This is a genomic window from Sphingosinicella ginsenosidimutans, assembly GCF_007995055.1.
Taxonomy (GTDB): domain Bacteria; phylum Pseudomonadota; class Alphaproteobacteria; order Sphingomonadales; family Sphingomonadaceae; genus Allosphingosinicella; species Allosphingosinicella ginsenosidimutans.
Map to the genome: position 1 here is coordinate 1,462,495 of NZ_VOQQ01000001.1, position 20,289 is coordinate 1,482,783.

25 protein-coding genes are annotated in these 20,289 nt (G+C 69.4%); 9 read left to right on the forward strand and 16 right to left on the reverse strand.

Features of this window, described 5'->3' with window-relative positions:
• Window positions 1-280 precede the first annotated feature (280 nt).
• Window positions 281-478 carry a hypothetical protein gene (locus FRZ32_RS07245; RefSeq protein WP_147042883.1) on the forward strand — a complete coding sequence of 66 codons (198 nt, stop codon included), beginning with the start codon at window positions 281-283 and terminating at the stop codon, window positions 476-478.
• Between the two features lie 46 nt (window positions 479-524).
• Here FRZ32_RS07245 and rlxS read toward each other — a convergent pair whose 3' ends face one another.
• The gene (gene rlxS / locus FRZ32_RS07250; RefSeq protein WP_243445220.1) at window positions 525-2,507 is read right to left on the reverse strand and encodes a relaxase/mobilization nuclease RlxS; all 1,983 of its coding nucleotides are present in this window, start codon (window positions 2,505-2,507) and stop codon (window positions 525-527) included.
• Window positions 2,508-2,807: 300 nt separating this feature from the next.
• Here rlxS and tnpA point away from each other — a divergent pair, with 300 nt between their 5' ends.
• The 3 genes from tnpA to tnpC are packed head-to-tail and all read left to right on the forward strand — an operon-like array spanning window position 2,808 to window position 5,617.
• Entirely contained in the window at window positions 2,808-3,677 is an 870-nt protein-coding gene (gene tnpA / locus FRZ32_RS07255; RefSeq protein WP_129609376.1) for an IS66 family insertion sequence element accessory protein TnpA, read from the forward strand.
• Window positions 3,677-4,027 (forward strand): IS66 family insertion sequence element accessory protein TnpB, encoded by a 351-nt coding sequence (gene tnpB / locus FRZ32_RS07260; protein ID WP_345172649.1) that lies wholly within the window; start codon window positions 3,677-3,679, stop codon window positions 4,025-4,027. Before tnpA ends, tnpB begins: the two co-directional genes overlap by 1 nt.
• Window positions 4,028-4,087: 60 nt before the next feature.
• Window positions 4,088-5,617, forward strand: a complete 1,530-nt coding sequence (tnpC, locus tag FRZ32_RS07265; RefSeq protein ID WP_129609374.1) for an IS66 family transposase — start codon at window positions 4,088-4,090, stop codon at window positions 5,615-5,617.
• A gap of 156 nt (window positions 5,618-5,773) precedes the next feature.
• On the opposite strand, the gene FRZ32_RS07270 is transcribed toward tnpC, so the two are convergent.
• Window positions 5,774-6,121: a hypothetical protein gene (locus FRZ32_RS07270; RefSeq protein WP_243445221.1), complete on the reverse strand. Its 348-nt coding sequence runs from the start codon at window positions 6,119-6,121 to the stop codon at window positions 5,774-5,776.
• 382 nt (window positions 6,122-6,503) lie between these two features.
• On the opposite strand from FRZ32_RS07270, the gene FRZ32_RS07275 reads away from it, so the two are divergent.
• A complete protein-coding gene (locus tag FRZ32_RS07275) occupies window positions 6,504-6,818 on the forward strand; it encodes a hypothetical protein (RefSeq protein ID WP_341536578.1) in 315 nt (104 codons plus the stop codon).
• A gap of 13 nt (window positions 6,819-6,831) precedes the next feature.
• On the opposite strand, the gene FRZ32_RS07280 is transcribed toward FRZ32_RS07275, so the two are convergent.
• The 4 genes from FRZ32_RS07280 to FRZ32_RS07295 all read right to left on the reverse strand — a co-directional run bounded on the left by FRZ32_RS07280 (window position 6,832) and on the right by FRZ32_RS07295 (window position 8,815).
• Window positions 6,832-7,515, reverse strand: coding sequence for a lytic transglycosylase domain-containing protein (locus tag FRZ32_RS07280; RefSeq protein ID WP_147042886.1), 684 nt, complete (start codon window positions 7,513-7,515; stop codon window positions 6,832-6,834).
• On the reverse strand, window positions 7,512-8,105 hold the full coding sequence (locus tag FRZ32_RS07285) for a S26 family signal peptidase (protein WP_147042887.1): 594 nt from the start codon (window positions 8,103-8,105) through the stop codon (window positions 7,512-7,514). Before FRZ32_RS07285 ends, FRZ32_RS07280 begins: the two co-directional genes overlap by 4 nt.
• Window positions 8,098-8,325: a helix-turn-helix transcriptional regulator gene (locus FRZ32_RS07290; RefSeq protein WP_147042888.1), complete on the reverse strand. Its 228-nt coding sequence runs from the start codon at window positions 8,323-8,325 to the stop codon at window positions 8,098-8,100. The genes FRZ32_RS07285 and FRZ32_RS07290 overlap by 8 nt, the downstream gene beginning before the upstream one ends.
• Window positions 8,326-8,494: 169 nt before the next feature.
• Window positions 8,495-8,815, reverse strand: coding sequence for a DUF736 domain-containing protein (locus FRZ32_RS07295; RefSeq protein WP_066491190.1), 321 nt, complete (start codon window positions 8,813-8,815; stop codon window positions 8,495-8,497).
• 388 nt (window positions 8,816-9,203) lie between these two features.
• On the opposite strand from FRZ32_RS07295, the gene FRZ32_RS07300 reads away from it, so the two are divergent.
• Window positions 9,204-9,662, forward strand: a complete 459-nt coding sequence (locus tag FRZ32_RS07300) for a thermonuclease family protein (RefSeq protein WP_192901881.1) — start codon at window positions 9,204-9,206, stop codon at window positions 9,660-9,662.
• A 22-nt stretch (window positions 9,663-9,684) separates the two neighbouring features.
• Window positions 9,685-11,037, forward strand: coding sequence for an AlbA family DNA-binding domain-containing protein (locus tag FRZ32_RS07305; RefSeq protein ID WP_147042890.1), 1,353 nt, complete (start codon window positions 9,685-9,687; stop codon window positions 11,035-11,037).
• Between the two features lie 104 nt (window positions 11,038-11,141).
• Here FRZ32_RS07305 and FRZ32_RS07310 read toward each other — a convergent pair whose 3' ends face one another.
• The 10 genes from FRZ32_RS07310 to FRZ32_RS15750 all read right to left on the reverse strand — a co-directional run bounded on the left by FRZ32_RS07310 (window position 11,142) and on the right by FRZ32_RS15750 (window position 18,653).
• On the reverse strand, window positions 11,142-12,995 hold the full coding sequence (locus tag FRZ32_RS07310; RefSeq protein ID WP_147042891.1) for a ParB/RepB/Spo0J family partition protein: 1,854 nt from the start codon (window positions 12,993-12,995) through the stop codon (window positions 11,142-11,144).
• Between the two features lie 86 nt (window positions 12,996-13,081).
• Window positions 13,082-13,516, reverse strand: coding sequence for a DUF2958 domain-containing protein (locus FRZ32_RS07315; RefSeq protein WP_147042892.1), 435 nt, complete (start codon window positions 13,514-13,516; stop codon window positions 13,082-13,084).
• Complete coding sequence (locus FRZ32_RS07320) at window positions 13,513-14,505, reverse strand: ArdC family protein (protein WP_147042893.1); 993 nt, start codon at window positions 14,503-14,505, stop codon at window positions 13,513-13,515. The genes FRZ32_RS07315 and FRZ32_RS07320 overlap by 4 nt, the downstream gene beginning before the upstream one ends.
• 446 nt (window positions 14,506-14,951) lie before the next feature.
• A complete protein-coding gene (gene arsN2 / locus FRZ32_RS07325) occupies window positions 14,952-15,386 on the reverse strand; it encodes an arsenic resistance N-acetyltransferase ArsN2 (RefSeq protein ID WP_147042894.1) in 435 nt (144 codons plus the stop codon).
• On the reverse strand, window positions 15,383-16,450 hold the full coding sequence (gene arsB, locus FRZ32_RS07330; protein WP_147042895.1) for an ACR3 family arsenite efflux transporter: 1,068 nt from the start codon (window positions 16,448-16,450) through the stop codon (window positions 15,383-15,385). Before arsB ends, arsN2 begins: the two co-directional genes overlap by 4 nt.
• The gene (arsC, locus tag FRZ32_RS07335; RefSeq protein ID WP_147042896.1) at window positions 16,447-16,881 is read right to left on the reverse strand and encodes an arsenate reductase (glutaredoxin); all 435 of its coding nucleotides are present in this window, start codon (window positions 16,879-16,881) and stop codon (window positions 16,447-16,449) included. Before arsC ends, arsB begins: the two co-directional genes overlap by 4 nt.
• Complete coding sequence (locus FRZ32_RS07340; RefSeq protein ID WP_147042897.1) at window positions 16,878-17,234, reverse strand: ArsR/SmtB family transcription factor; 357 nt, start codon at window positions 17,232-17,234, stop codon at window positions 16,878-16,880. Before FRZ32_RS07340 ends, arsC begins: the two co-directional genes overlap by 4 nt.
• A complete protein-coding gene (locus tag FRZ32_RS07345; RefSeq protein WP_147042898.1) occupies window positions 17,234-17,689 on the reverse strand; it encodes an ArsI/CadI family heavy metal resistance metalloenzyme in 456 nt (151 codons plus the stop codon). Before FRZ32_RS07345 ends, FRZ32_RS07340 begins: the two co-directional genes overlap by 1 nt.
• A gap of 78 nt (window positions 17,690-17,767) precedes the next feature.
• Complete coding sequence (locus FRZ32_RS07350; protein WP_424141286.1) at window positions 17,768-18,274, reverse strand: DNA -binding domain-containing protein; 507 nt, start codon at window positions 18,272-18,274, stop codon at window positions 17,768-17,770.
• Window positions 18,198-18,653, reverse strand: a complete 456-nt coding sequence (locus tag FRZ32_RS15750) for a transcriptional regulator domain-containing protein (protein WP_424141287.1) — start codon at window positions 18,651-18,653, stop codon at window positions 18,198-18,200. Before FRZ32_RS15750 ends, FRZ32_RS07350 begins: the two co-directional genes overlap by 77 nt.
• Before the next feature lie 173 nt (window positions 18,654-18,826).
• On the opposite strand from FRZ32_RS15750, the gene FRZ32_RS07355 reads away from it, so the two are divergent.
• Both FRZ32_RS07355 and FRZ32_RS07360 read left to right on the forward strand, forming a co-directional pair.
• Entirely contained in the window at window positions 18,827-19,579 is a 753-nt protein-coding gene (locus tag FRZ32_RS07355; protein WP_243445222.1) for a LuxR family transcriptional regulator, read from the forward strand.
• 77 nt (window positions 19,580-19,656) lie between these two features.
• Window positions 19,657-20,277, forward strand: coding sequence for an acyl-homoserine-lactone synthase (locus FRZ32_RS07360; RefSeq protein WP_147042900.1), 621 nt, complete (start codon window positions 19,657-19,659; stop codon window positions 20,275-20,277).
• Window positions 20,278-20,289: the final 12 nt, after the last annotated feature.

Genomic DNA, 20,289 nt, shown 5'->3' on the forward strand with positions numbered 1-20,289 from the left:
ACCGGAGGCCTCCGCGGGGCAAAGATCCCCGGAGTCGAAGGGCTAGCGGCTCCAAGACTTCTTCTGTTGGAAATTGTCCTCGCGCTGTTGGTATCAGCAGCAGATGGATACCGAGCACCCGCAACGCTCTCGCGATGTCGCGAGAGGCTTGGTGGCGTGCGGCTGAGCATTGCGGTTCAGCTTACCAGCCCGGCATGAGACGCTTGCCCCATGTTCGGCTAATGTTCTATTCTTTTGTTTCAGCGCCCTCGCGGCGATTCGATCTATCTGGAGCCATGCCATGCAGCACGATGTTTGCCTGCGCGCAGCCGCGCGCGCGATCTACGATGCCTGTTTCCCGACCGAAGAGCTCGCACCGGTCGGCTTCGACGAGGCCGAGCGATACGGGACAATCCATTATCGCCGAGCGGTCGAAGCGGCACAGAATGCGAAGCCGCACCTGCTACACGACCGCGAGGCGCAGCCCAGCCTGTTCTAGCCCAGTGCATTGGGCTCGGCCCGAGCCTGATCGCAAGCGCGGGTGATCACGAAATCGTCGGACCCCCGCGCCCGCGACCGATCGTCCAGCTGATGCCCTCGGTGCGGAGGATTCCCGACACGGCCTTCCCGACGTGCGGCTCGAGCACCGGCCGCCACGGCACCAGCGTGAAATCATGAGCGCGCTCGACCAGCGCGAACCGGCCGCTCGTGAGTTCGAGGCGGCGCCGGTAGGTGCCTTCGACATGGCTGCCGGCATGGCTCTCGACGAATGGCAGGTCGAGCTCGCGCGCCAGCGCCGCGGCGACGCGCAGCAGCTCGCGCCGGCGCAGCGTCTCGATCAAGCCCGGGCGCGGCTCGAACACGCCGCCCCGCTCGCTGCCGAGGCCCTCCTCCACCAGCCACTGCCGGCGCCGCGCTTCGGCATCGCGCACGGCGCTTCCGAATCCCGCCTCGCGCGCCGGGGCGTCGGCGGGGCTCAGTAGCCGACGGTCGAGCCAGGTCGCGCCGTCCGCCGTGGCCAGCCGCTCGAGTGGTTCGGCCGCGAGCAGCTCGACCACGACCGGACGCGCGCGCACCTGCGCCGTCTCGAACCGCTCGACGCGTTCGAGATGGTCGGCGGCGACCCGCCAGCTTCCGTCGGGTAGGCGTTCGACAGCCACGCCGCCGCGGCGCAGCGCTTCGAGCCGGCGGACATGGCTCCGGGCGAATGCCTCGCTGGCCTGGCGGTCGTGGGCCAGGTGCGCGTCGATGTCGTAGCGGCCGCTATTGGCGGCAGCGACCGCGGCAATTGTCCGGTCGACCTCGCGCACGCCGGCGCGACTGGGGGCGACCCGCACCACCGAGCCCTCGCCGACGTCCTCCGCCGGCTCGCGCCCGAGCGCGACATAATGGCTGCGCCCGTCGATACCGTCGACGATCAGATAATGGCGGTCGCGATGCTCGTCGGCGAGCCCGCGCGCCAGCACGCGTCCGACGAGCGGCGCCGCGTCCGGCACGGCCGGGCCGTAGATCGCCTGGTCGGCCGCGGCCCGCTCGACCCGAGCCGCGGAGAAGGCGCGCTGCATCGTGCGGATGATGTCGCCGCGTTCGCCCATCCGGGCGAGCGTCGCGGGCAGGTCCGGCGCGAGCTGCCAGCGGCCCTGCCCCAGATCCTCGGCGAGCCCGAGCCGGGCGAGCTTGGCGAGCCGCCCGGCGCGCAGCGTCTGCTCGAACGCGCCGTCGGCGCGCGCCGCAACGATGCGCCCCTCGCCGGCGAGGCGGACCAGCCGCCGGTCGATCGCGGTCAGGCGCTCGGCCTTGATCTCGGCGAGCTGGGAACGCGCGATCTCACGCGTCGTGCGCGGACCGAGGTCGAGCTCGACGAGCTCGGCGGCGCGCTCGCGCAGGCCCCGGGTCAGGTAGTCGGGGGCGATCACCAGGTCCTTGCCCTTCTGGTCGTGCCCAAGGACGATGACGTGGCTGTGCGGATGGCCGGTGTTGAAATGATCGACCGCGACCCAGTCGAGCCGGGTCCCGAGGTCGGCTTCGGCGCGCGCCATCAGCCGGCGGACCAGCGGCTTCAGGTCGTCGTACTGGGCGCCGTCCTCGGGCGAGACGATCAAGCGGAACTGGTGGCGGTCGCCGGCACCGCGGGCGAGGAAATCCTTGGCGTCGACGGCGTCGCTTTGCGGGCCGTAGAGCGCGCCCCGTTCGCCCTCGCGCGTGGTGCCGTCGCGCTGCAGGTAGCGCAGGTGCGCGGCCGCCGCGTCGGCGCCCTTGCCGGCGAGCCGCACGATGCGAGTCTTGATGACCACGCGGCGGCGCTCGAGCGCGCTCAGCCGGCCGCGGCTGGCGAGCAGCCGCCCGACGCCGGCGGCGCGGCCGATGCGGCTGCCGGCGGACTGCTTGCCCGGCCGCCCGGCAAGAGCCGCCCCGCCGCGCGCCAGGTTGGTGGCGGCGAGCACGCGCTGGAGGTAGCGGCGCGCGCGCCTCGGAGGGCGGCTGCGCAACCGCCCGAGACGGGGTTCGAAATCGTCGTCGCTGCTCACATGGCGGCCCTTGCCGGCGCGCCCCGCCGGCAGTGTGCCGCAGCCTGGCTCCCGAGAAAACCGGTGCCGCCGAGGGCCGCGGAAATCCTCGCTCTTCGGCGCCACCGGCACCGTCGCCCGCGCGACGGTGCCGCTCGAACGACGCAAAAAGGATGTGCAGGCAATGGCTTGTGCGCCGGCCAGTGCCGGCGCTTTATCTTGCCTTACGCGGCTCCCCGCCTGTAACCGTCCGATGTTCGCACATTGTTCGCTCCTGATGGTGAGGTCATGTCGTGTCCTTTCTGGACGCGAGGTGAGTGGATGCGGCGGCGAGTTTTCGACAATCCGGCGAAGCGGGCATGGTGGCAGGTGCATGTCGACGCGCACCGGAAGAGCGGCCTGACGATAGCGCGCTATTGCCGGCACCACCGCCTGACGGTGGATACATTCAGGAAGTGGCGGCGCGAGCTGACCGACTGGGAAGAGGAAAAAACCAAGCGAAACCTGAAGCGTAGAAAGCGCTACCACCCGATCTCGCCGGACAAGCGGCGGCGGGCGACGCAGGCGTTCTGGGCGATGCATGTGGAAGCCTGCCAGTGGTCGGGGCTGCATCTGCGCGAGTATTCTTCGGCGCTGCAGCTGTCGCCCTACAGCCTCAAGCGGTGGCGCAATCTGATCGAGGCGGAGGAGGTCGTGATCGACTGGCGGGCGCTTTTGCATCCGTCGGCGCGGCCACCGATAAGCACAAAAACAAGCACTAGTGCTAAGGAAACGGAGCGCGTTCGGGCCTTGACAGAGGCGATCGAAGCTGAAGCGGGACCGCCCAAACGGGCGCGGCGACGGCGCTGGTCCACCGAGGAAAAGATCGCGCTGCTGCTGGAGGCGGAGCGTCATGGCGAGACCATCTCCTCTGTCGGGAGGCGGCATGGAATCTCGACCAGCGTGCTGTTCCGCTGGCGCGACCAGTTCGGCCTCGGGCAAGAAAAGCCGATGACGCTGGCGCCGGTGCAGGTGATCGAAGGGCGTGCGAAGCGCGACAGCGGAGAGCCGTCGTTGCTGGCCGGCCTGCTGCCTTGCCCGGACGGCATGAAGGAGGTCGAACTGGCCGATGGACGGCGGGTGTTCGCACCGATCGACGCCGATCCCGATGCTGTCCGGCGGGAAGTTGCAGAGCGGGAGATGCGGTCATGATGATCGTGCCGTCGAACGTGAAAGTGCATATGGCGCTGGGCGTCACCGATATGAGGAAGGGCCTCGATGGGTTGGCGACGCTGGTCCAGGAAACGCTCAGGAAGGACCCGTTCTGCGGCCATATCTTCGCCTTCCGGGGCAGGCGGACGAACATGGTGAAACTGCTGTTCTGGGACGGCACGGGGCTGTGCCTGTTCAGCAAGCGGATCGATCGCGGCTACTTCGTCTGGCCGCGGATGAGCGTGGAGGGAGGAACGATCCCGCTGTCGCCGGCGCAGCTCGCGATGCTGCTCGAGGGCATCGACTGGCGTCATCCCGAGCGCGTCTGGAAGCCGCAAAAAGCGGGCTGAAAATGCGCTGAATCCGCCGGAAATACTTGGGTTTAGCGGCGCTATCTGGTAGTATCGGGCATGCGGCTCGATCTCGACAATCTGCCGTCCGATACGGCGCTTCTGCGCCAGTTGGTGCGCGACATGGCGGCCGTCGTCGAGCACCGCGAAGGCGAGATCGAGCGGCTCCAGGCGATCATCAAAAAGCTCCAGCGGATGCAGTTCGGGCGCAGGTCCGAACGCCTCGATCCCGATCAGCTCGCGCTGGGGCTGGAGGACCTCGACGCCGACATCGGCCGTATCGAGGAGAGCCGCCCGGTGATCGTCGGCGCGACCGTTGAACCGCGCCCGCATCGCAAGCCGCTGCCCGATCATCTGCCGCGCGAGGACGTGATGATCGACACCGATCACGATGCCTGTCCGGACTGCGGCGGCGCGCTGCACGGCATCGGCGAGAGCGTCAGCGAGATGCTCGACTGGGTGCCCGCGCAGCTTCGCGTGGTGCGGATCACCCGGCCCAAATATGCCTGCCGGACGTGCGGAACGGTGGCGCAGGCCGCCGCGCCGGAGCGCCCGATCGCAGGCGGGCTGGCGACGCCCGCGTTGCTCGCCCAGGTGCTTGTCAGCAAATATTGCGATCACACGCCACTCTACCGGCAGTCGCAGATCTTCGCCCGCCACGGCGTCGATCTGGCCCGTTCGACGCTGGCCGGATGGGTCGGCGGCGCGTGCTGGTGGCTCGAAGCCCTGCACGAAAAACTGTGCGCCGATGTGTTCGCATCGGACCATCTGTTCGCCGACGACACGCCGGTTCCGGTGCTCGATCCGGGGCGTGGAAAGACGAAAACCGGCCGCCTGTGGGTCTATGCCCGCGAGCAGCGCGGGTGGAACGGACCCGCGCCTCCGGCCGCCGTCTATCTGTTCGCGCCGGACCGGAAAGCGGAGCGCCCGATCGCGCATCTCCAGCACTTCGAGGGCGTGCTGCACGTCGATGGCTATGCCGGGTTCGAGCGCGTCGCCGCGCGCGATGACGTGACGCTCGCCGCCTGCTGGGCGCATACGCGGCGCAAGTTCTACGACGTCGAGCAGCAGACCGGCTCGCCGATCGCGGCCGAGGCACTGCGCCGCATCGCCACACTCTACGAGGTCGAGAAGAAGGCGCGTGGACAATCCCCGGCGCAGCGCATGGCGTGGCGGCGTTCGCTCTCCCGGCCGCATCTCCAGACGATGAAGGGCTGGCTGGAAGCGCAACTGGCGCTCGTTCCCGCGCGCAGCACGCTTGCCGACGCGATCCGCTATGCGCTCGGCCGCTGGACTGGCTTGACCCGGTTCCTCGACGACGGCCGCATCGAACTCGACACCAATCCGGTCGAGCGCGCCATCCGTCCGGTGGCTCTCGGCAGGAAGAACCATCTGTTCGCTGGCAGTGACGGCGGCGGCCATCGCTGGGCCGTGATCTGCTCGTTGATCGAGACGGCGAAGCTCAACAGCGTCGAGCCCTACGCTTGGCTCAGCGACGTGCTCACCCGCATGGTCGAGGGCCATCCGGCCAGCCGACTCGATGAACTGCTGCCGTGGAACTGGGCGCTCAATGATCACGCCGCCGCCTGACGTGCAACGACCGGACGCATACCCCCGCCTGAACCCCTTCTTCCGCCCGTTTTGGCCATCCCGACGCCCCGCCGATGTCGCCCGAGCCGAGGCAAAAAGAAGCCGGGACGCGGATGCCTGTCCGGCACCCTTGTCCCGGCACTTCGATGCGGCCGATCAATGCGTCACAGCGAAGGCTTCGCGTGCCGCGCGTTCGCTCCGGAAATGGCGTCGCCCCATCAATCCGTGCGCGTGTCCGTCGCCATCGACGATGCTCACCGCGACGAACCAGCGGCCATCCAACCGGCCCATGATCGCCACCCGATCGAGCTCGAAATCTTCCTCATCGGCGCCTTCATAGGTCCCAAGCCAGCGCTCCGACACACGCGCATCCCACAGGAAATCGCTCTCCTCGGCCTCGAGAAACCGCTGCGCGAGCGCTGCGCCCGCACCGTGTCCGAACTCGATCTCGAGCCCCGCCACGAGCGTCGCCAACACGCGATCCGTGTCCTTCGCCGATGCCACGCCGATGGGTTGAAACATGGTCATGTTCGCCTCCTTCGCTTGAAGTCCTCCTCATCGAGGACAGACCTCGCGCGACGGGCGGCGGAGCGGCTGTCAGGGCCGCGGAGGCGCAGCCGGAGCGCCGCGCCAGCGGCGGCGGAGGAACCGATTTTGTTGCGCCGAGACGAACAAAAGCGCGTGCGAAGCACGCTCCAATTCGCAGCAAAATTGGAGGGGCCGCCGGCCTTGCACAGCCGCTCCGCCGCCCGTCATGCTGGGCCTTGCCGAGACGAGCCCTCCCACCTCACCGCAGTCGAGCCGCCGGTGAATGCGTGCGCCGCCGCTTCCATCCGTCCGATCTGACGGTGACTTCGCTTTTGAAATATCATGGAATTTAAGTAGAATGCAGATCGTCATCAGCCAGAGTTTCACGGTCATGAAACAGGGCAGGTCCGTCGTCATCATAGTCGTCGCGCTCGCCATCGGCTTTGCGGCTGGCTTCATGGTGCGCCCCGTCATCGGACCGGCTGCGGGGGACGTCGCGGCTCCACGCGCCACCCAATATTTCGCCGCCAATCTCGATCAGGCGCGCGAAACCGTCGCAGGTTGCCGCGAGGGCACGGTGCGCGGCGACGAATGCGCGCATGCCGAAGAGGCGATCATTGCCGCGGAAGGCCGAAGCCGCACGAAGGCATTCCTGGGAACGCGGCCGCACTGAGCCGCCCGATCGTCTATCGATCGGGCCGATCGGACGACAGCGACACGAACAGGCTGCCGGAAGCTTGGGTACCCGCGCGCGACGGCGATGGCTCCGCGGGCGCACCGCCGGTCCGAAGCGCCACGAACAAGGCCGGCGGCGGCCGCTGTGGAAGTGACGGCAGCGGCCCGGAAGGCGTGCCCGTCACTGTTCCTGTCACCGTGGCGAGATAGGCGCGCGTCTCGCTCGGTAGTGGGCGTCCCAAGGCGAGATAGGCGGCATAGCGGCCGGGACCGGCATTGTAGGCGCCGAACAGGCCCGGATAGCCGAAGCGCTCGTACATGAGCCGCAGATAGAACGTGCCGGCGAGGATGTTGTCGCGCGGGTCGTGGGGGTCGGCGCCGAGCCCCAGCCGGGCGCGCAGCTCGGCCCAGGTTCCGGGCATGATCTGCATGAGTCCCATGGCGCCCGCGCGGCTGGTGATCGGGCGTCCGGCCAAGTGCGTGCGGCCGCCGCTTTCGGCGCGCATCACCCGCTCGATCCAGTCGAGCGGCACGCCGAAGCGCTGCGAGGCTTCGCGCGAATAGGGCCGCCAGCGGGCCACTGCGTCGCCCGGAATCCCGCGCTCGGCAGTGTCGTCGGCCTGCGGCGCGGCGGCCGAGGGGATGCCGAGCAGCAGGACGGCGCCTGCCCAGAGCGCTGCGGGGGGCCGGATCATGCGCCGGTCTCCGCGGTGTGCCAGGTCCAGAGTGGATGCGCTGTCCCGACCACGTCCGAGGTCCGGCTTACGCCGAAATAGCGCCCGTCGAACGAGGCCGGGCTTGCCGGATTGAGGAGCAGCAGCTCGCCCGCGTGCAGCGTCCGGCACCCCTCCCAGCGCGGCAGCGGGCGGCCGAGCCGGTCGGCGGCCAGCCGTTCGGCGACGGGATGGCCGTCGATCGTCAGCGCTGCGCCGATCCCGCAGACGCGCATGCCCGCGACCGCGGCGACGTGCTTGATCGCCGGGACGTTGCGCGGGAGGTAGCGCCGCTCGGCGGCGAGCCTGCGGGCGGGTTCGGGCAGCCAGACGACGACCAGATTGCCGGGCATGGGAGCCGCCTCGGCGCCGACCCGATAGAGGCCGACGGGCGCACTCGCGCTCGCGTTCCAGAGCAGGCGCGGTCGCGGCGGAAAGGCGATGGTGAGGCCGAGCGCGGCGGCACCGAGCGCAAGCCAGAGGCCGCGGCGGCGAAGCATCCGGCGGCGGCGCCGGTCGCGCCGCAGCGTCTCACCGAAGGCGAACAGCGGCAGGTCACGGGCATCAGCCATGGACGCCTCCGCGCGCGTTCGCGGCCGACCAGGCCTCGATATCGTCGATATGGTAGCGCCAGGTCCGCCCGTGGCGGCGGCAGCGCGGACCTTTGCCGCCGAGCCGCATCGCCTTCAGCGTCGAACGGGCGATGCCGAGATGGAAGGCGGTCTGCTTGGCGGTGAGGAACGGGCAGGATTCGCGCGCGGCCTTGGCCCGCGCGGCGGCGTCATCGTCCATGATTTCGGGTCCGGTGCTGGGGTCGTGCGGCCAATCGCCGCGGTGGCCCCAAGCTGGCCCAAGCGCGCCGCCGCCGGCAGGGTCGAAAATCGATGCATGCATTTTCGACCCCCCCCCCCATTTCTGGGGACTTGCGCTCCCGCGCCGTGGGCACGGGAGCGCTGCCGACTCAGTCGGCCGGGTTCCAGATGATGGCGAAGGCGTCGTCATCGTCCTGGCCGGCGGCGCGGCCGAGATTGGCGTAGAGCCGGCGCGGCCCGAACTCGGGGGCGGCGAGGCTCAGCGAGACATAGTCCTTGCCGGACATCTCGCCGCGCCGGACCCAGCCCGCCCCGACCTCGACGCCGCCGGCCGAAACGCGATAGTCGGGCTGCGTGTCGCTGCTCTTCGAGCGGTTGGGCAGGATCTCGATCTCGGTGCGGATCGAGAGCGTCTTGAGCTGGCCCTTGAAGCCCTCTCCGTCGCGGGTGACATAACCGATTGCGGGCATTGATCGTCTCCTTGGTTGCTCGCCCGAACCGTTTCCGGGCGATGGGCGGACCGGAGGAACGGGCCCGAGCCGGAGGCGCGAACCCGCGAGGGCCGCAGCGTCAGCGGAGGACCGGAGCGCCAGCGCTTATTTGGAGCGGAGCGGCCGCGAGGAGCCGGCGAAGCCGGCGGGGAAATAAGCGCGCCGCGCGATGGTTTGGCGCGGCCGGCGCCCGTTCCAGGTCATGCGCCCACGGAGCCGGAGACGGTGGCGCGGGGCAGCCCGGACGATCCTGTTCGCATGGGCATTGGCACGCGCGATGAAGGGCAACGAGGTCCCCGGACAGGGGCCCCGGGGCCGCCACGAAGCGTTCTTGTCCCGTCGCCCGATGGGCGATAGCGGCCCGGTCATGGATGTGGATCGGCATGCGCGCGGGCGGGCGCTAGGGAATGGTGCGGCGGCCGGCGCGAGGCCGATCGCAGCCCTGACGCTCGCACTTTCGGCGAGGCTCCTGCTCGGCGCGGCCGCGCCTCCCCGGCAGGCGTCGGTCGCCTATGTGATCGACGGAGACACCTTCCGGCTGGCGAGCGGCGAGCGCATCCGCATCGCCGGGATCGATGCCCCCGAGACGCGGCCCGGTCAGGCGAAATGCAGGCGCGAGATCGCCGCCGGACGGGCGGCGACGGCGACCGCGCGCGGGCTGCTGCAGGGCCGCACCGTGCGGCTCGCACGGCTCGGGCGGAACTACAATCGCACCGTCGCGCGCGTAACTTTGGACGGCCGCGATGTCGCCGGCGAGCTTGTCCGGCTGGGCGCGTCGCGCTGGTGGCCGCGAGGCCAGCGCAAGCCCGACTGGTGCCACGGCTAGCCAGCCGATATGAATGATTTCGATGCCGATACAGCTATCACCGGAGCGCCTCGCAGACCTTCTCATCGACCCACGGGAGAGCCTTGATCTCGAGATCAAGAACTGGCTCGATCTCAGGAACGACAACGATGCCAAGGCTATTTTCGCAAAGGCGGCGCTCGCCCTTGCGAACCACGGCGGCGGCTTCATTCTTCTCGGGCTCACGGAGACCGAGAGCGGGTGCGTCGAGGCGGAGGGGCGGCCCGCGTCGCTGGACGGCTACACGCAGGATGTGATCAACGGGATCGTCCAGAACTATTCCGACCCGGCCTTTCATTGCGCAGTCCATATCGTCGCGCGTGGGGATGACCGGCTCTTTCCGGTCGTCGTGGTGCCGGGCGATCATCGTTCGCCGGTGCGGGCGAAGCGCGCCGGTCCGCACGGGAATATCGTCCAGGACAATGCGATCTATGTCCGCAAGCCCGGCCCGCGCAGCGAGGTGCCGACGAGCGGACAGGACTGGGATGCACTGTTGGCGCGGTGTCTCGCCAACCGCCGCGACGAGATGCTCGACCAGATTCGCGACCTGATCAGCGGCGCGGTTCCGGCCGCGGCGTTACCGGCCGCGCCAGCCAAACTCGACCAATGGATCGAGCAGTGTCTCGCGCGCTGGGATGCACTGGTCGCGAATCTGCCCGCCGATGCCCCCGAGCGTTGCCCGCACGGATTCCACTATTTCGCCTATGAGTTGAGCGGTGACGTTCGCGCCATTCCACCCGGCCAGTTGCCCGAACTGCTGCAGCGCAGCGTCGCCCGTCATACCGGCTGGCCGCCTTTCTGGTTTCCGACGCGTCGCGGCATCGAGCCCTATCCGATCGACGGGGTGGTCGAATGCTGGCTCGGCGGGGACACCGAGCCGGGCACGTTCGGCCAGCGTGACGCCGCGCATTCGGACTTCTGGCGGATTTCGCCGGAAGGCTATGCGTTCCTGCTGCGCGGGTATCAGGAGGATGGATTGGAACAGCGGCCGCCCGCGACGCTGTTCGACGTCACCCTGCCGGTCTGGCGGGCGGGCGAAGTGCTGCTGCACGCCGAAAAGCTCGCGGCGAACCTCATCGACGGGCCGGCGACGGTGTCGTTTGCCGTCCATTATCGCGGGCTGGCAGGCCGCTCGCTGACCAGCGTCACCGGCGACCGACTCCTGTTCGACGGACATGTCGCGCGGCAGGACGCCATTACGATGCGGACGATGGTCGAAGCGGCATCCGTTGCGCCCAACCTGCCGGAAATCATCCATCCGTTGCTGGCGCCGCTCTATGCGCTGTTCGACTTTTTTGATCTGCCGATGGTGCTGGTGAACGAGGAACTCGGCAAGATGCGCAAGGGCAACTTCTAGGAAAACACCGCGCGCCGACGCCGGGACGGCGGAGGCGCGCGGCCGGATTTCGGGGCTGTCGGCAGGGAAAAGGCGGGGCGGCGAACCGCCCCGCCTTTCGGGGCTCAGGCCGCGAGCGGGACCGGCTCGGCCACCTCCGGCGCGGGTGCCGGATCGTGGTCCGGCCGGGCGACTGCAGCAGGCGCTGCGGATGGCTCGGGCGGCGTGGCGGACACGCGCGCCGCCTCGGCGAGTGCATGCGCGCGCACCGTGCCGACGCCGCCGCGCGCCGTATAGGCGGCGGGCGGGAACGCCATCCACTTGGGGACCCAGCGCTCGCGCTTTTCGCGGCCGTTGGCGCCGTCGAGATGATCGGCGACGATGCGCTTGAGCGTCTTGCCCTTCTCGCGCGCATTGGCGGCGGCGACGGCTTCGCCCGCGACATCGGCGACGAGCGCAGCCAGCACCTCGCGGTCGCGGACCAGTTCGAAGAAGGCGGCATCGGCCTGCCACCAATCGGCCATGTCGAGGCCGATATGGCAGCCCACCGCCTCGACCGCCGCGCTTCCCGCCGCGAGGCTTTCGCCCATCACCACGGCGATCACGTCCATCACCGCCGCGTCGGGCAAGTCGAGCAGCCGCCAGAACAGCGCCGCGAGCGGGTCGCCGTCCGCGCCTTCCACGCTGCCCTCGACCACGGTCGGCTCGTCGGGCGAGAAGCCGAGCAGGCCGAGCACCGCGCGGCGGCTCTCGTCGAACACCGTCTCGCCATGCACGGTCTCGACGCTTTCGCGGGTCCCGTCGCTGCGCGCCGATTGCGGCTCGGCACGCACGCTCCACAGGTGAGAGCCCGCGATGGCGTGCGCCACCATCAGCCGGAGCGCGACGCCGGGATGGGCGAGCAGCGCCGCGCGCGCGGCGGCGTGGCGATGAAGGTCGATATAGACCTGCATCGGGCCGCTGACCTCGGGCCGCGACGGCTTGGCTTCAGCCGCCGCATCGCCGTCCGCAGCCGCCGCGCGACGGGCTTCCTTGCGCGAGACATAGCCTTCGTGGAACACGACCTCGCCGCTGGCGCGCACGTCGATATAGACGCGCCCGCCCTTGCGCTTGGCCGCCTTCTCATATTCCCAGCTGTGGAAATGCTGATCCGGCGGCACGATCACCGCGTCGGCCCATCCGGCGTCCAGATATTCGGCGCGGCGCGTCTCGACCGCCGCATTCTGCGCCGTCCAGAAAGCGTCCGTATCGGCGAAATAGCTGTCCTCGCCGAACAGGTCGGCGATGACGGCAAGCCCGCTCGCTGCAACGTCGAACAGCGCATGTCGCGTCGCGATCGACTGCCCGCCGAACAGCCACGCCTTCAACTGGTGGCCGGTCGGCAGATAGGCTTGCGCATCGTCGGCGAGCGCCAGCCATGCGCGCTGCTGGCTCTTGCTGGCGAGCGTCAGGTGCCGGACGGTCGTCCGGTCGATCTCCTCGCGCGCATACATCTGACGGATGCGCGGGAGCAGGTTGCCGAGCGCGAGGACGCGCTTCACCGTCAGCTCGGGAAGCCCGAAGGTCGCGGCGATGTCCTCCGGTGTCCGGCCTTCCTTCACCAGCCGGGTGAAGGTCTCCCATTGGGTGACCTCGTCGGGATCGAGCCGCGCCAGATTCTCGATCAGCGAGGCTTCGATGGCGGCGGCATCGTCGCCCGCGTCGAGGATCGCGCAGGGCACCGGCTCGGCCTGCGCCGCCTCGTCGGCGACGATCCGCGCGGCGTGGAAGCGGCGGCTTCCGGCGACGATCTCGAAAGCGTCGGGCGCGTGCCCCTCGGCGTCCTCGAGGCCGGGTTGCGGGCGGACGATCAGCGGCACGAGGATGCCGCGCGCGCGGATCGTGGGGAGGATGTCCGACACGTCGGGCGGGCGCTTGGCGAAGCGCATATTGGCCTTGCTGACGGCCAGCTTGTCGAGCGGGATAAAATCGAGTTTCATGGTCAGCACTCCTTGTGAGTGCCGGTCCGTCGCTCTTTGCGGGGACGGCGGACCGGCTTTGGATAAGCGGCGAAACGCGCCGCGCGTCATCCGCCTTTCCCGCGTTCGGGGTCGGTCGGAATCTCGGAGACCGGCGCGGACTCGATGCGCCAGATGACGGCTTGGGCCTGGAGGATCGAACCGACGCGGCGCGCGGTGTCGGCCCAGACCGACAGGCTCGCGGTCGTCGAAAAGCCGATGTCGCGCTCGATGCCGAGCCCGAAGGGCAGGCGCAGCGAGGCGATCTCGGACAGGCTGAAACAGCCGAGTTCCGGGCATCCGAAGCCGAGGTCGGCCAAGCCGAACAGCGTGTCGTCGTCCTCTCCAAGCTCGGTCGCGAGCCATGTCGCCGCGCCCAGCGGATTGAACAGCTTGACCACCGGAACCGGGTTGGGCTCGGGCCTGCCGCCCTGCGCGGCGGCGCGGCGGCTGATGGCGTTGGCGCGCAGCGCCAAGCGCAGATCGGGGGTGAGCAGGATCATGCCGCCAGCCTCCCTTCCTGCGCCTCGCGATGCCGGGCGAGTAGCCAGTCGGCGGCCCTGCTCGCTTGGCCGGCGGCGCGGAAGATCGCGCGATTGTCCTCGCGCAGTACGTCGAGCCAGCCTGCCAGATAGTCGGCGTGGCGGACGGTCGGCACGATGCCGAGGCTCGCGCAGAGGAAGGCCGCGCCCATCTCGGCGACCAGTTCCTCGCGCGCGTAGTCGCGGCTGCCGAAGCTGCCGGACTGGTTGCGCGCGAGCCGCGAGCGATGGCCGGTTGCGTGGGTCAGCTCGTGCAGGCAGGTGCGGTAATAGTTGATCTGTTCGAAGAAGGCGGGCTGCGGCGGGACCTGCACATAGTCCTCGCCCGGCACGTAGAAGGCGCGGCTTCCGCCGATGCGCAAATCGACGCCGCTCGCCGCGATCACTTCTTCGGCGACGGGGACGATCTCGCGTTCGGGAAGCGGCATCGGCTCGGGCGCGAGTCCGGGGCGCAATCCCTCGCATTGGGCGACGTTGAACACGGTAAAGCGCTTGAGGAAGGGAATGGCCTTGGCGTCCTCGCCGGTCTCGCGTGCGCGCTCCTTTTCGCTTTCCGGGGTGAAGCGGTCGGCATAGACCACGCAGGTTCCGCGCTCGCCCTTGCGGACATTGCCGCCTGCCTCCAGCGCCTGTTTGAAGGTGAGCCAGCCTTGGCTCGGAAAGCCGCGCGCGATGACCGCGCCCCACAGGATCAGCACGTTGATCCCCGAATAGTTGCGGCCGGTGAGCGCGTTGCGCGGCAGGCCGGGCGCGAGGCCCGCCGCCTCGGAGCGGCCCCAAGGCTGGACCCAAGGGAAACGCCCTGCCTCAAGCTCGGCGATGATCCGGCAGGTGACTTCGTCGTAGAGGCTGGCGCGGGGTTCGGCCTGCGGATTGGTCTGCTGCTTGGCCTGTCGTTCGGCGTCGGGCTGCGGCTTGCGCCGGGCGCGACGGGTGGGGGTTGCTGGCATTGTCCTCGCCTCCTTTCCCGCCCCAAAACCGCATGGCCTCCCCGGAAAGCGGGGGTGGGCGGCGAGAGGCGACCGGCAAGGCGCGGGCCCGAGCGGCGGCGGCACCCGAAGGGCCGCAATGGCAATGAAGGAGCCGGCCGCACGGCCGGCTTGCCGCCGCCGCGTCCGCGCCTAGGAGGGAGCGCCGCCCACTCCCGCGCATCCGGGAGAGGCCACCGACAGCGCCGCCGCGCGGCAGCGCGGCGACCGCTTCAAGCGCCAGCGATCGTCACCGCCAGGCCGAGACCCGCCCGGGGCGGGGCTCGGCGGCGAAGGGCCTGGGCCCGAGCCGTAGAGCGCGGTCGCGCGCGGCACGCGCGCGAGGCGCCGCCCCTTCTCGAGGCGATCGGAACGAACGACAATTCGGCCCTTGTATCGCCAATGTCGACGGGGCGGCCGCCGAAGGATCAGGCGGCGATCGGCTTGACCAGGAACGCCGCGCTGGCCGGACAGAGCGTGCGGAACTCGGCCGAGCCGGCGATGGCGGCCGGGGCGCCGCTGCGCTCGACCGGCGCGTAGCCGAGCCGCCGGAAGAACGGCTCCGCTGTCGTGGTCAGCAGATACAGCGTGCGCGCGCCGTCATTGGCCGCGGCGCGTTCGAGCGCGGCCACGAGCGCGCCGCCGAGCCCGGCATTGCGCCGCGCCGGCACGACGACGACCGATCGCAGCAGCCTGTCGGCGCCGACGCCTTCGATGCCGCCATAGCCGACGAGTCCCGCCTCGTCGTCGAACCGGAAGAACCGCCGGCCCGGCTGGCCGAGATCGTTGACGGGGAGTCCGGCCGCCGCGAGCTCGCGGGCAAGGGCGCCACCCGCTTCGGGAGAGACGGGCGTCGCCCTCATGCGGGAACCCGGCGTTCGTACCAGGGCCGGGTGCGCTTCACGAGCCCGACGACCGACAGCATCACCGGCACCTCGACCAGGACGCCGACCACGGTGGCGAGGGCGGCGCCGGACCCGAGGCCGAACAGGCTGATCGCGGCGGCGACCGCGAGCTCGAAGAAGTTGGACGCGCCGATCAGCGCGGCGGGCGCCGCGACACACCAGGCGACGCCGAAGCGGCGGCTCAGCCAATAGGCGAGCCCGGCATTGAAATAGACCTGGATCAGGATCGGCACCGCGATCAGCGCGATCACCAGCGGGTTGGCGATGATCGCTTCGCCCTGGAAGCCGAACAGCAGCACGAGCGTGGTCAGCAGCGCGACGAGCGACACCGGACCGAGCGCGGCGAGCAGACGGTCGAGCGCGGCCTGTCCGCCCGAGGCCAGAAGTGCGCGCCGGATGAGCTGCGCCGCGATCACCGGAATGACGATGTAGAGCACGACCGACAGGAGCAGCGTGTCCCACGGCACCGTCACCGAGGCGACGCCGAGCAGCAGGGCGACGAGCGGCGCGAAGGCGAACACCATGATGATGTCATTGAGCGCGACCTGGCTCAGCGTATAGTTGGGCTCGCCTTCGCAGAGGTTGGACCATACGAACACCATTGCGGTGCACGGCGCGGCGGCGAGCAGGATCAGCCCGGCTATGTAGGAGCTGACCTCGTCCGCCGGCAGCAATGGCCGGAACAGCCATCCGAGGAACAGCGTGCCGAGCAGCGCCATCGAGAAGGGCTTGACCGCCCAGTTGATGAACAGCGTGACGCCGACACCCTTCCAGTGCCAGCGCACCGAGCCCAGCGCGCCAACGTCGATCTTGAGCAGCATCGGAATGATCATCAGCCAGATCAGCGCCGCGACCACGAGGTTGACGCGGGCGACCTCGGCCGCCGCGATCGCCGCGAACAGGCCGGGAATCGCATAGCCCAGCGCGATGCCGGCGACGATGCAGGCGGCAACCCAGAGGCTGAGATAGCGTTCGAAAAAGCCGATCGCCGGGCGGGGCTGGCCGAGCGCGATATCGGTCATGCGCCGATCCTGTTGCCGGCGTCGTCGATGACCTGCTCGCCGTCCTCCTTGGTGAAGGCGCCCAGCTGCGATGCCGGGAGCAGGTCGAGCACGGCTTCCGACGGGCGGCAGAGCTTGACGCCGAGCGGCGAGACGACGATCGGCCGGTTGATCAGGATCGGGTGCGCCAGCATCGCGTCGAGGAGTTGCTCGTCGCCGAGCGAAGGATCGGCGAGACCGAGCTCGGCATAGGGCGTGCCCTTCTCGCGCAGCAGCGCGCGGGCGCCGATGCCCATGCGGGCGATCAGCGAAACCAGCATCGCGCGGCTCGGCGGCGTCTTCAGATACTCGATGACGTGCGGCTCGATGCCGGCGTTGCGGATCATCGCCAGCGTGTTGCGCGAGGTGCCGCAGTCGGGATTGTGATAGATGATGACGTCGATCAGGCTCATTGGACGGCTCCGGGCTGGCAGCAGGCGGCCTTGGCGGCGACTTCGGCGATCGGCGCGCAGATTTCCGGCACGCCGCCGCAGCAATCCTCCATCAGGAATCCGAGCAGGCTGGTCATTCGCTCATAGTCCGCGGTGTAGATGATCGAACGGCCTTCGCGCCGCGGCGACACGAGGCCGGCATGCCCGAGGATGTTGAGGTTGCCCGAGAGCGTCTGCGGGACGTGGCCGGTGGCGCGGGCGATATCGCCCGCAGCCATGCCGTCCTTGCCGGCGCGGACCAGCAGGCGGAACACCTCGAGCCTGCCGGCATGCGCGAGCGCGGAGAGCGCGGAGACCGCGGCGGCAGCATCCATCAGCAGCACGCCTGTTTGGGGGCGGGCGCCGATGCGGGGCCGCAGCAGGCGGACGCGGTCGGTTCGGGCAGGACTTCGTCCTCGCCGTAGCTGGTCGCCTCGCCGAAGGTGAAGAAGGTCTCCCAGCGCACGCCGGCGGGATCGCGGACCCAGCTCTTGTCCGATCTGGCATAGCAGCAGGTGGTCGCTTCCTGGTCGAAGGTCTCCGCGCCGGCGGCCTTCAGACGTCCGGCGAGTTCGCCGAGCTCATCGGCGCTGTCGACCTGGATGCCGATGTGATCGACGCCGCTCGCCCGCGCCCGCTCGGAGATCGCGAAGTTGACCTTGGGATCGTCGAGCATCCACTTGGCATAGTCGTCCTTCACGACCACCGGAGCGGCGCCGAACAGCGCCTCGTAGAAGTGGATCGACTGCGCGAGGTCGGGCACGCTGACGTGGAGATGCATGCGCTTCATCGAGGGTCTCCTGCTCTGTTGATGACATTACGAGTATATCCGTAATATCATAGAGTCAAGCTCGTGCCGCGTGCGTGATCAGGTCTGCCGGTGGAGCAGGTGGCGATAGCCGCCCTGGGCCATGGCCCTCGCGTCGCGCACCAGGCGGCGGACGCGCGAGCGCAGCGAATCGCGGTCGTCGTGCCAGTCGAGCACGATGCGGTCCTCGCCGAACAGCGCGGCGCCGATCTCGCGCTGGCTGGCGCCCGCGGCGAGTGCGTCGTGGACGCGCAGCACCGTCAGCCAGCGATCGATCCGCGGGTCGTGCGGGAACAGCGATCGCGCGAAGCGGCCGCGGCGGCAGAGCTCGAGGAAGCGCCTCAGCGGCAGGATCTTGGGCTCGGCCGAGGCGACGCCGAGCAGCCGGTAGTGGAGCAGCACGGCTTCCTCGCGCGCGATGCTGCCTTCCTCGACATCGATGCGGATCCGGTGCCATCCGTCCGAGAGCACGGCATGCTCGCGGCCGTCGCTATCGGTCGCGAGCGCCAGCCAGGGCGCGAGACGGTCGGTGCGTATGCTGTCCGGGTCCGCCGGATCGGACGGCACCGCGATGACGCGCAGCGTGCCGGGGTCGAGATCGGCATGCCAGATGATCCGGGCCTCGGGTGCTGCGCGGTCCGGATGCTCGGCGAAAGTGAAGCCCCCACTGGACCGGCTCGATCTCCGTCGCAGCGTGGCCGCGCGTCGCCTCGCTCGCCCGCGCATACCACGCGATGTAGCCGGGGTCGCGGCGCAGCCATTCCCACATGAGCCCGGCCCGATCTATGCCGCGAAGGCCAGAATAGCGCCGGCCGTCGCGCCACCATCCGGGGCCGTCGTCTTGCGTATTCCCCGTCATGCTCGTGCGGGCAACTCTGCCGTGCCGTTCCGGCGACTTGCGGGCAGCGGTCGGCAACGGCGCGGGACTTGCCGCCGCCTCCGCCATTTTGCTTGTTCAAGACATCTTCTTCGTGTGAACTCTTCATGATAATGGCTTGCAATCGCAAGAGTCGCCGGAGGACGGCGTGAGGCCCCGTCTTCCAGCCCGAGTACAAGGGAAAGGGCGGTCTCGGGATATGCGGTGGCTTGAGACGCCGCCCGGGACCGTGTTGCTGCCCGATGGGCATGCATATGGTGGCGATGCAGTTCATCCGCATCGTCGAGGAAGTGAGGACGGTCGACGACCTGACCGCTGCGATGCAGTCGGTGACCGACGAACTCGGCTTCCAGTATTTTGCGCTGACCCATCATGTCGACGTGCTCGCCGCCGAGGGCGCGGCGATCCGGCTCCACAACTATCCCGACAGATGGGCCGACTATTACGACCGCAATGCGCTCGGCGTATCCGATCCAGTGCACCGCGCGAGCCACGTGACGAGTGTCGGCTTCTGCTGGTCGCGCATGTCTGAAATGATACCGCTCACCGCCGAGGACCGGCGCGTGCTGGCGATGGGCCGCGAGGAAGGGATCGGCGACGGCTTCACCGTTCCGGCCCATGTCCCCGGCGAGGCGCGCGGGTCCTGCTCGTTCGCGAGCGAGGCGGGCCGGCCGATCGTCGTCGACCTGCTGCCGATGGCGCAGCTTGCCGGCGCCTTCGCGTTCGAGGGCGCGCGCCGGCTCTGGTCCGATCGCGGGCACCTTTCCAAGCCGCCGCCGCCGGTGCTCACCGACCGGCAGCGCGACTGCCTGCTGTGGGCCGCGCGCGGCAAGACCGACTGGGAGATCAGCCGCATCCTGAGCGTGACCGAAGAGACGGTCGCGCGCCATATCAAGATGGCCTGCGCACGATACGGGGTAAGCAAGCGAACATTGCTGGCGATCCGGGCGCTGTTCGACGGAACGCTCACTTTCACCGATATCTTCCGCCGCTGATATTACCCTTTCCGGGAATAGCGGGCGTCGTCGTCCCGGCAGACCCTTGGCCGACCGAAAGCCAAGGGAGCCCAGACATGCTTCACGTCATGCAAACGGCCGCGCGCCCGATCTCGGACGGCGTGCTCCGCGCGATGTTCGCCGCGCGCAAGTCCGTGTTCGTCGACCTGCTCAAATGGGACGTGCCGGTGATCGACGGCACCTATGAAGTCGACCAGTTCGACGACACCCATGCGACCTATCTGGTGCTTGCCGATCGGGAAGAAGGCCATCTCGCCTCGGCGCGGCTGCTGCCGACCACGCGCCCGCACATCCTCGACAGCTTCTATGGCGAGCTGTGCGAGGAGGCGCCGCCGCAGGCGCCCGACGTCTTCGAGATCACCCGCTTCTGTCTCGATCGCGGCCTTTCGGCGCGCGAGCGTCGGGCCGCGCGAGACACGCTGGTGACGGCGCTCGCCGAGCACGCGCTCGCCCATGGAATCACCGCCTATACCGCGATCGCGGAGATGCCATGGTTCCAGCAGATCCTCGCCTTCGGCTGGCGCTGCCGGCCGCTCGGCCTGCCGCAGGTGATCGACGCGACGATGCTCGTCGCACTCAGCATCGAGATCGACACCGATACGCCGGCAAAGCTCGCCGCGGCCGGCATCGTGCCGTCGATCGACATCCACGCCGCCGCCGCGCGCGTGGCCGCCTGAAAGGAGAGGCGC

Excerpts from the sequence above, each read along its gene's own strand:
- FRZ32_RS07245 (WP_147042883.1), top strand. The coding sequence starts at position 281 with ATGCAGCACGATGTTTGCCTGCGCGCAGCCGCGCGCGCGATCTACGAT.
- tnpA (WP_129609376.1), top strand. The coding sequence starts at position 2,808 with ATGCGGCGGCGAGTTTTCGACAATCCGGCGAAGCGGGCATGGTGGCAG.
- tnpB (WP_345172649.1), top strand. The coding sequence starts at position 3,677 with ATGATCGTGCCGTCGAACGTGAAAGTGCATATGGCGCTGGGCGTCACC.
- tnpC (WP_129609374.1), top strand. The coding sequence starts at position 4,088 with ATGCGGCTCGATCTCGACAATCTGCCGTCCGATACGGCGCTTCTGCGC.
- FRZ32_RS07275 (WP_341536578.1), top strand. The coding sequence starts at position 6,504 with ATGCAGATCGTCATCAGCCAGAGTTTCACGGTCATGAAACAGGGCAGG.
- FRZ32_RS07280 (WP_147042886.1), bottom strand. The coding sequence starts at position 7,515 with ATGATCCGGCCCCCCGCAGCGCTCTGGGCAGGCGCCGTCCTGCTGCTC.
- FRZ32_RS07285 (WP_147042887.1), bottom strand. The coding sequence starts at position 8,105 with ATGGCTGATGCCCGTGACCTGCCGCTGTTCGCCTTCGGTGAGACGCTG.
- FRZ32_RS07290 (WP_147042888.1), bottom strand. The coding sequence starts at position 8,325 with ATGGACGATGACGCCGCCGCGCGGGCCAAGGCCGCGCGCGAATCCTGC.
- FRZ32_RS07295 (WP_066491190.1), bottom strand. The coding sequence starts at position 8,815 with ATGCCCGCAATCGGTTATGTCACCCGCGACGGAGAGGGCTTCAAGGGC.
- FRZ32_RS07300 (WP_192901881.1), top strand. The coding sequence starts at position 9,204 with ATGGATGTGGATCGGCATGCGCGCGGGCGGGCGCTAGGGAATGGTGCG.
- FRZ32_RS07305 (WP_147042890.1), top strand. The coding sequence starts at position 9,685 with ATGCCGATACAGCTATCACCGGAGCGCCTCGCAGACCTTCTCATCGAC.
- FRZ32_RS07310 (WP_147042891.1), bottom strand. The coding sequence starts at position 12,995 with ATGAAACTCGATTTTATCCCGCTCGACAAGCTGGCCGTCAGCAAGGCC.
- FRZ32_RS07315 (WP_147042892.1), bottom strand. The coding sequence starts at position 13,516 with ATGATCCTGCTCACCCCCGATCTGCGCTTGGCGCTGCGCGCCAACGCC.
- FRZ32_RS07320 (WP_147042893.1), bottom strand. The coding sequence starts at position 14,505 with ATGCCAGCAACCCCCACCCGTCGCGCCCGGCGCAAGCCGCAGCCCGAC.
- arsN2 (WP_147042894.1), bottom strand. The coding sequence starts at position 15,386 with ATGAGGGCGACGCCCGTCTCTCCCGAAGCGGGTGGCGCCCTTGCCCGC.
- arsB (WP_147042895.1), bottom strand. The coding sequence starts at position 16,450 with ATGACCGATATCGCGCTCGGCCAGCCCCGCCCGGCGATCGGCTTTTTC.
- arsC (WP_147042896.1), bottom strand. The coding sequence starts at position 16,881 with ATGAGCCTGATCGACGTCATCATCTATCACAATCCCGACTGCGGCACC.
- FRZ32_RS07340 (WP_147042897.1), bottom strand. The coding sequence starts at position 17,234 with ATGGATGCTGCCGCCGCGGTCTCCGCGCTCTCCGCGCTCGCGCATGCC.
- FRZ32_RS07345 (WP_147042898.1), bottom strand. The coding sequence starts at position 17,689 with ATGAAGCGCATGCATCTCCACGTCAGCGTGCCCGACCTCGCGCAGTCG.
- FRZ32_RS15750 (WP_424141287.1), bottom strand. The coding sequence starts at position 18,653 with ATGGCGGAGGCGGCGGCAAGTCCCGCGCCGTTGCCGACCGCTGCCCGC.
- FRZ32_RS07355 (WP_243445222.1), top strand. The coding sequence starts at position 18,827 with ATGGGCATGCATATGGTGGCGATGCAGTTCATCCGCATCGTCGAGGAA.
- FRZ32_RS07360 (WP_147042900.1), top strand. The coding sequence starts at position 19,657 with ATGCTTCACGTCATGCAAACGGCCGCGCGCCCGATCTCGGACGGCGTG.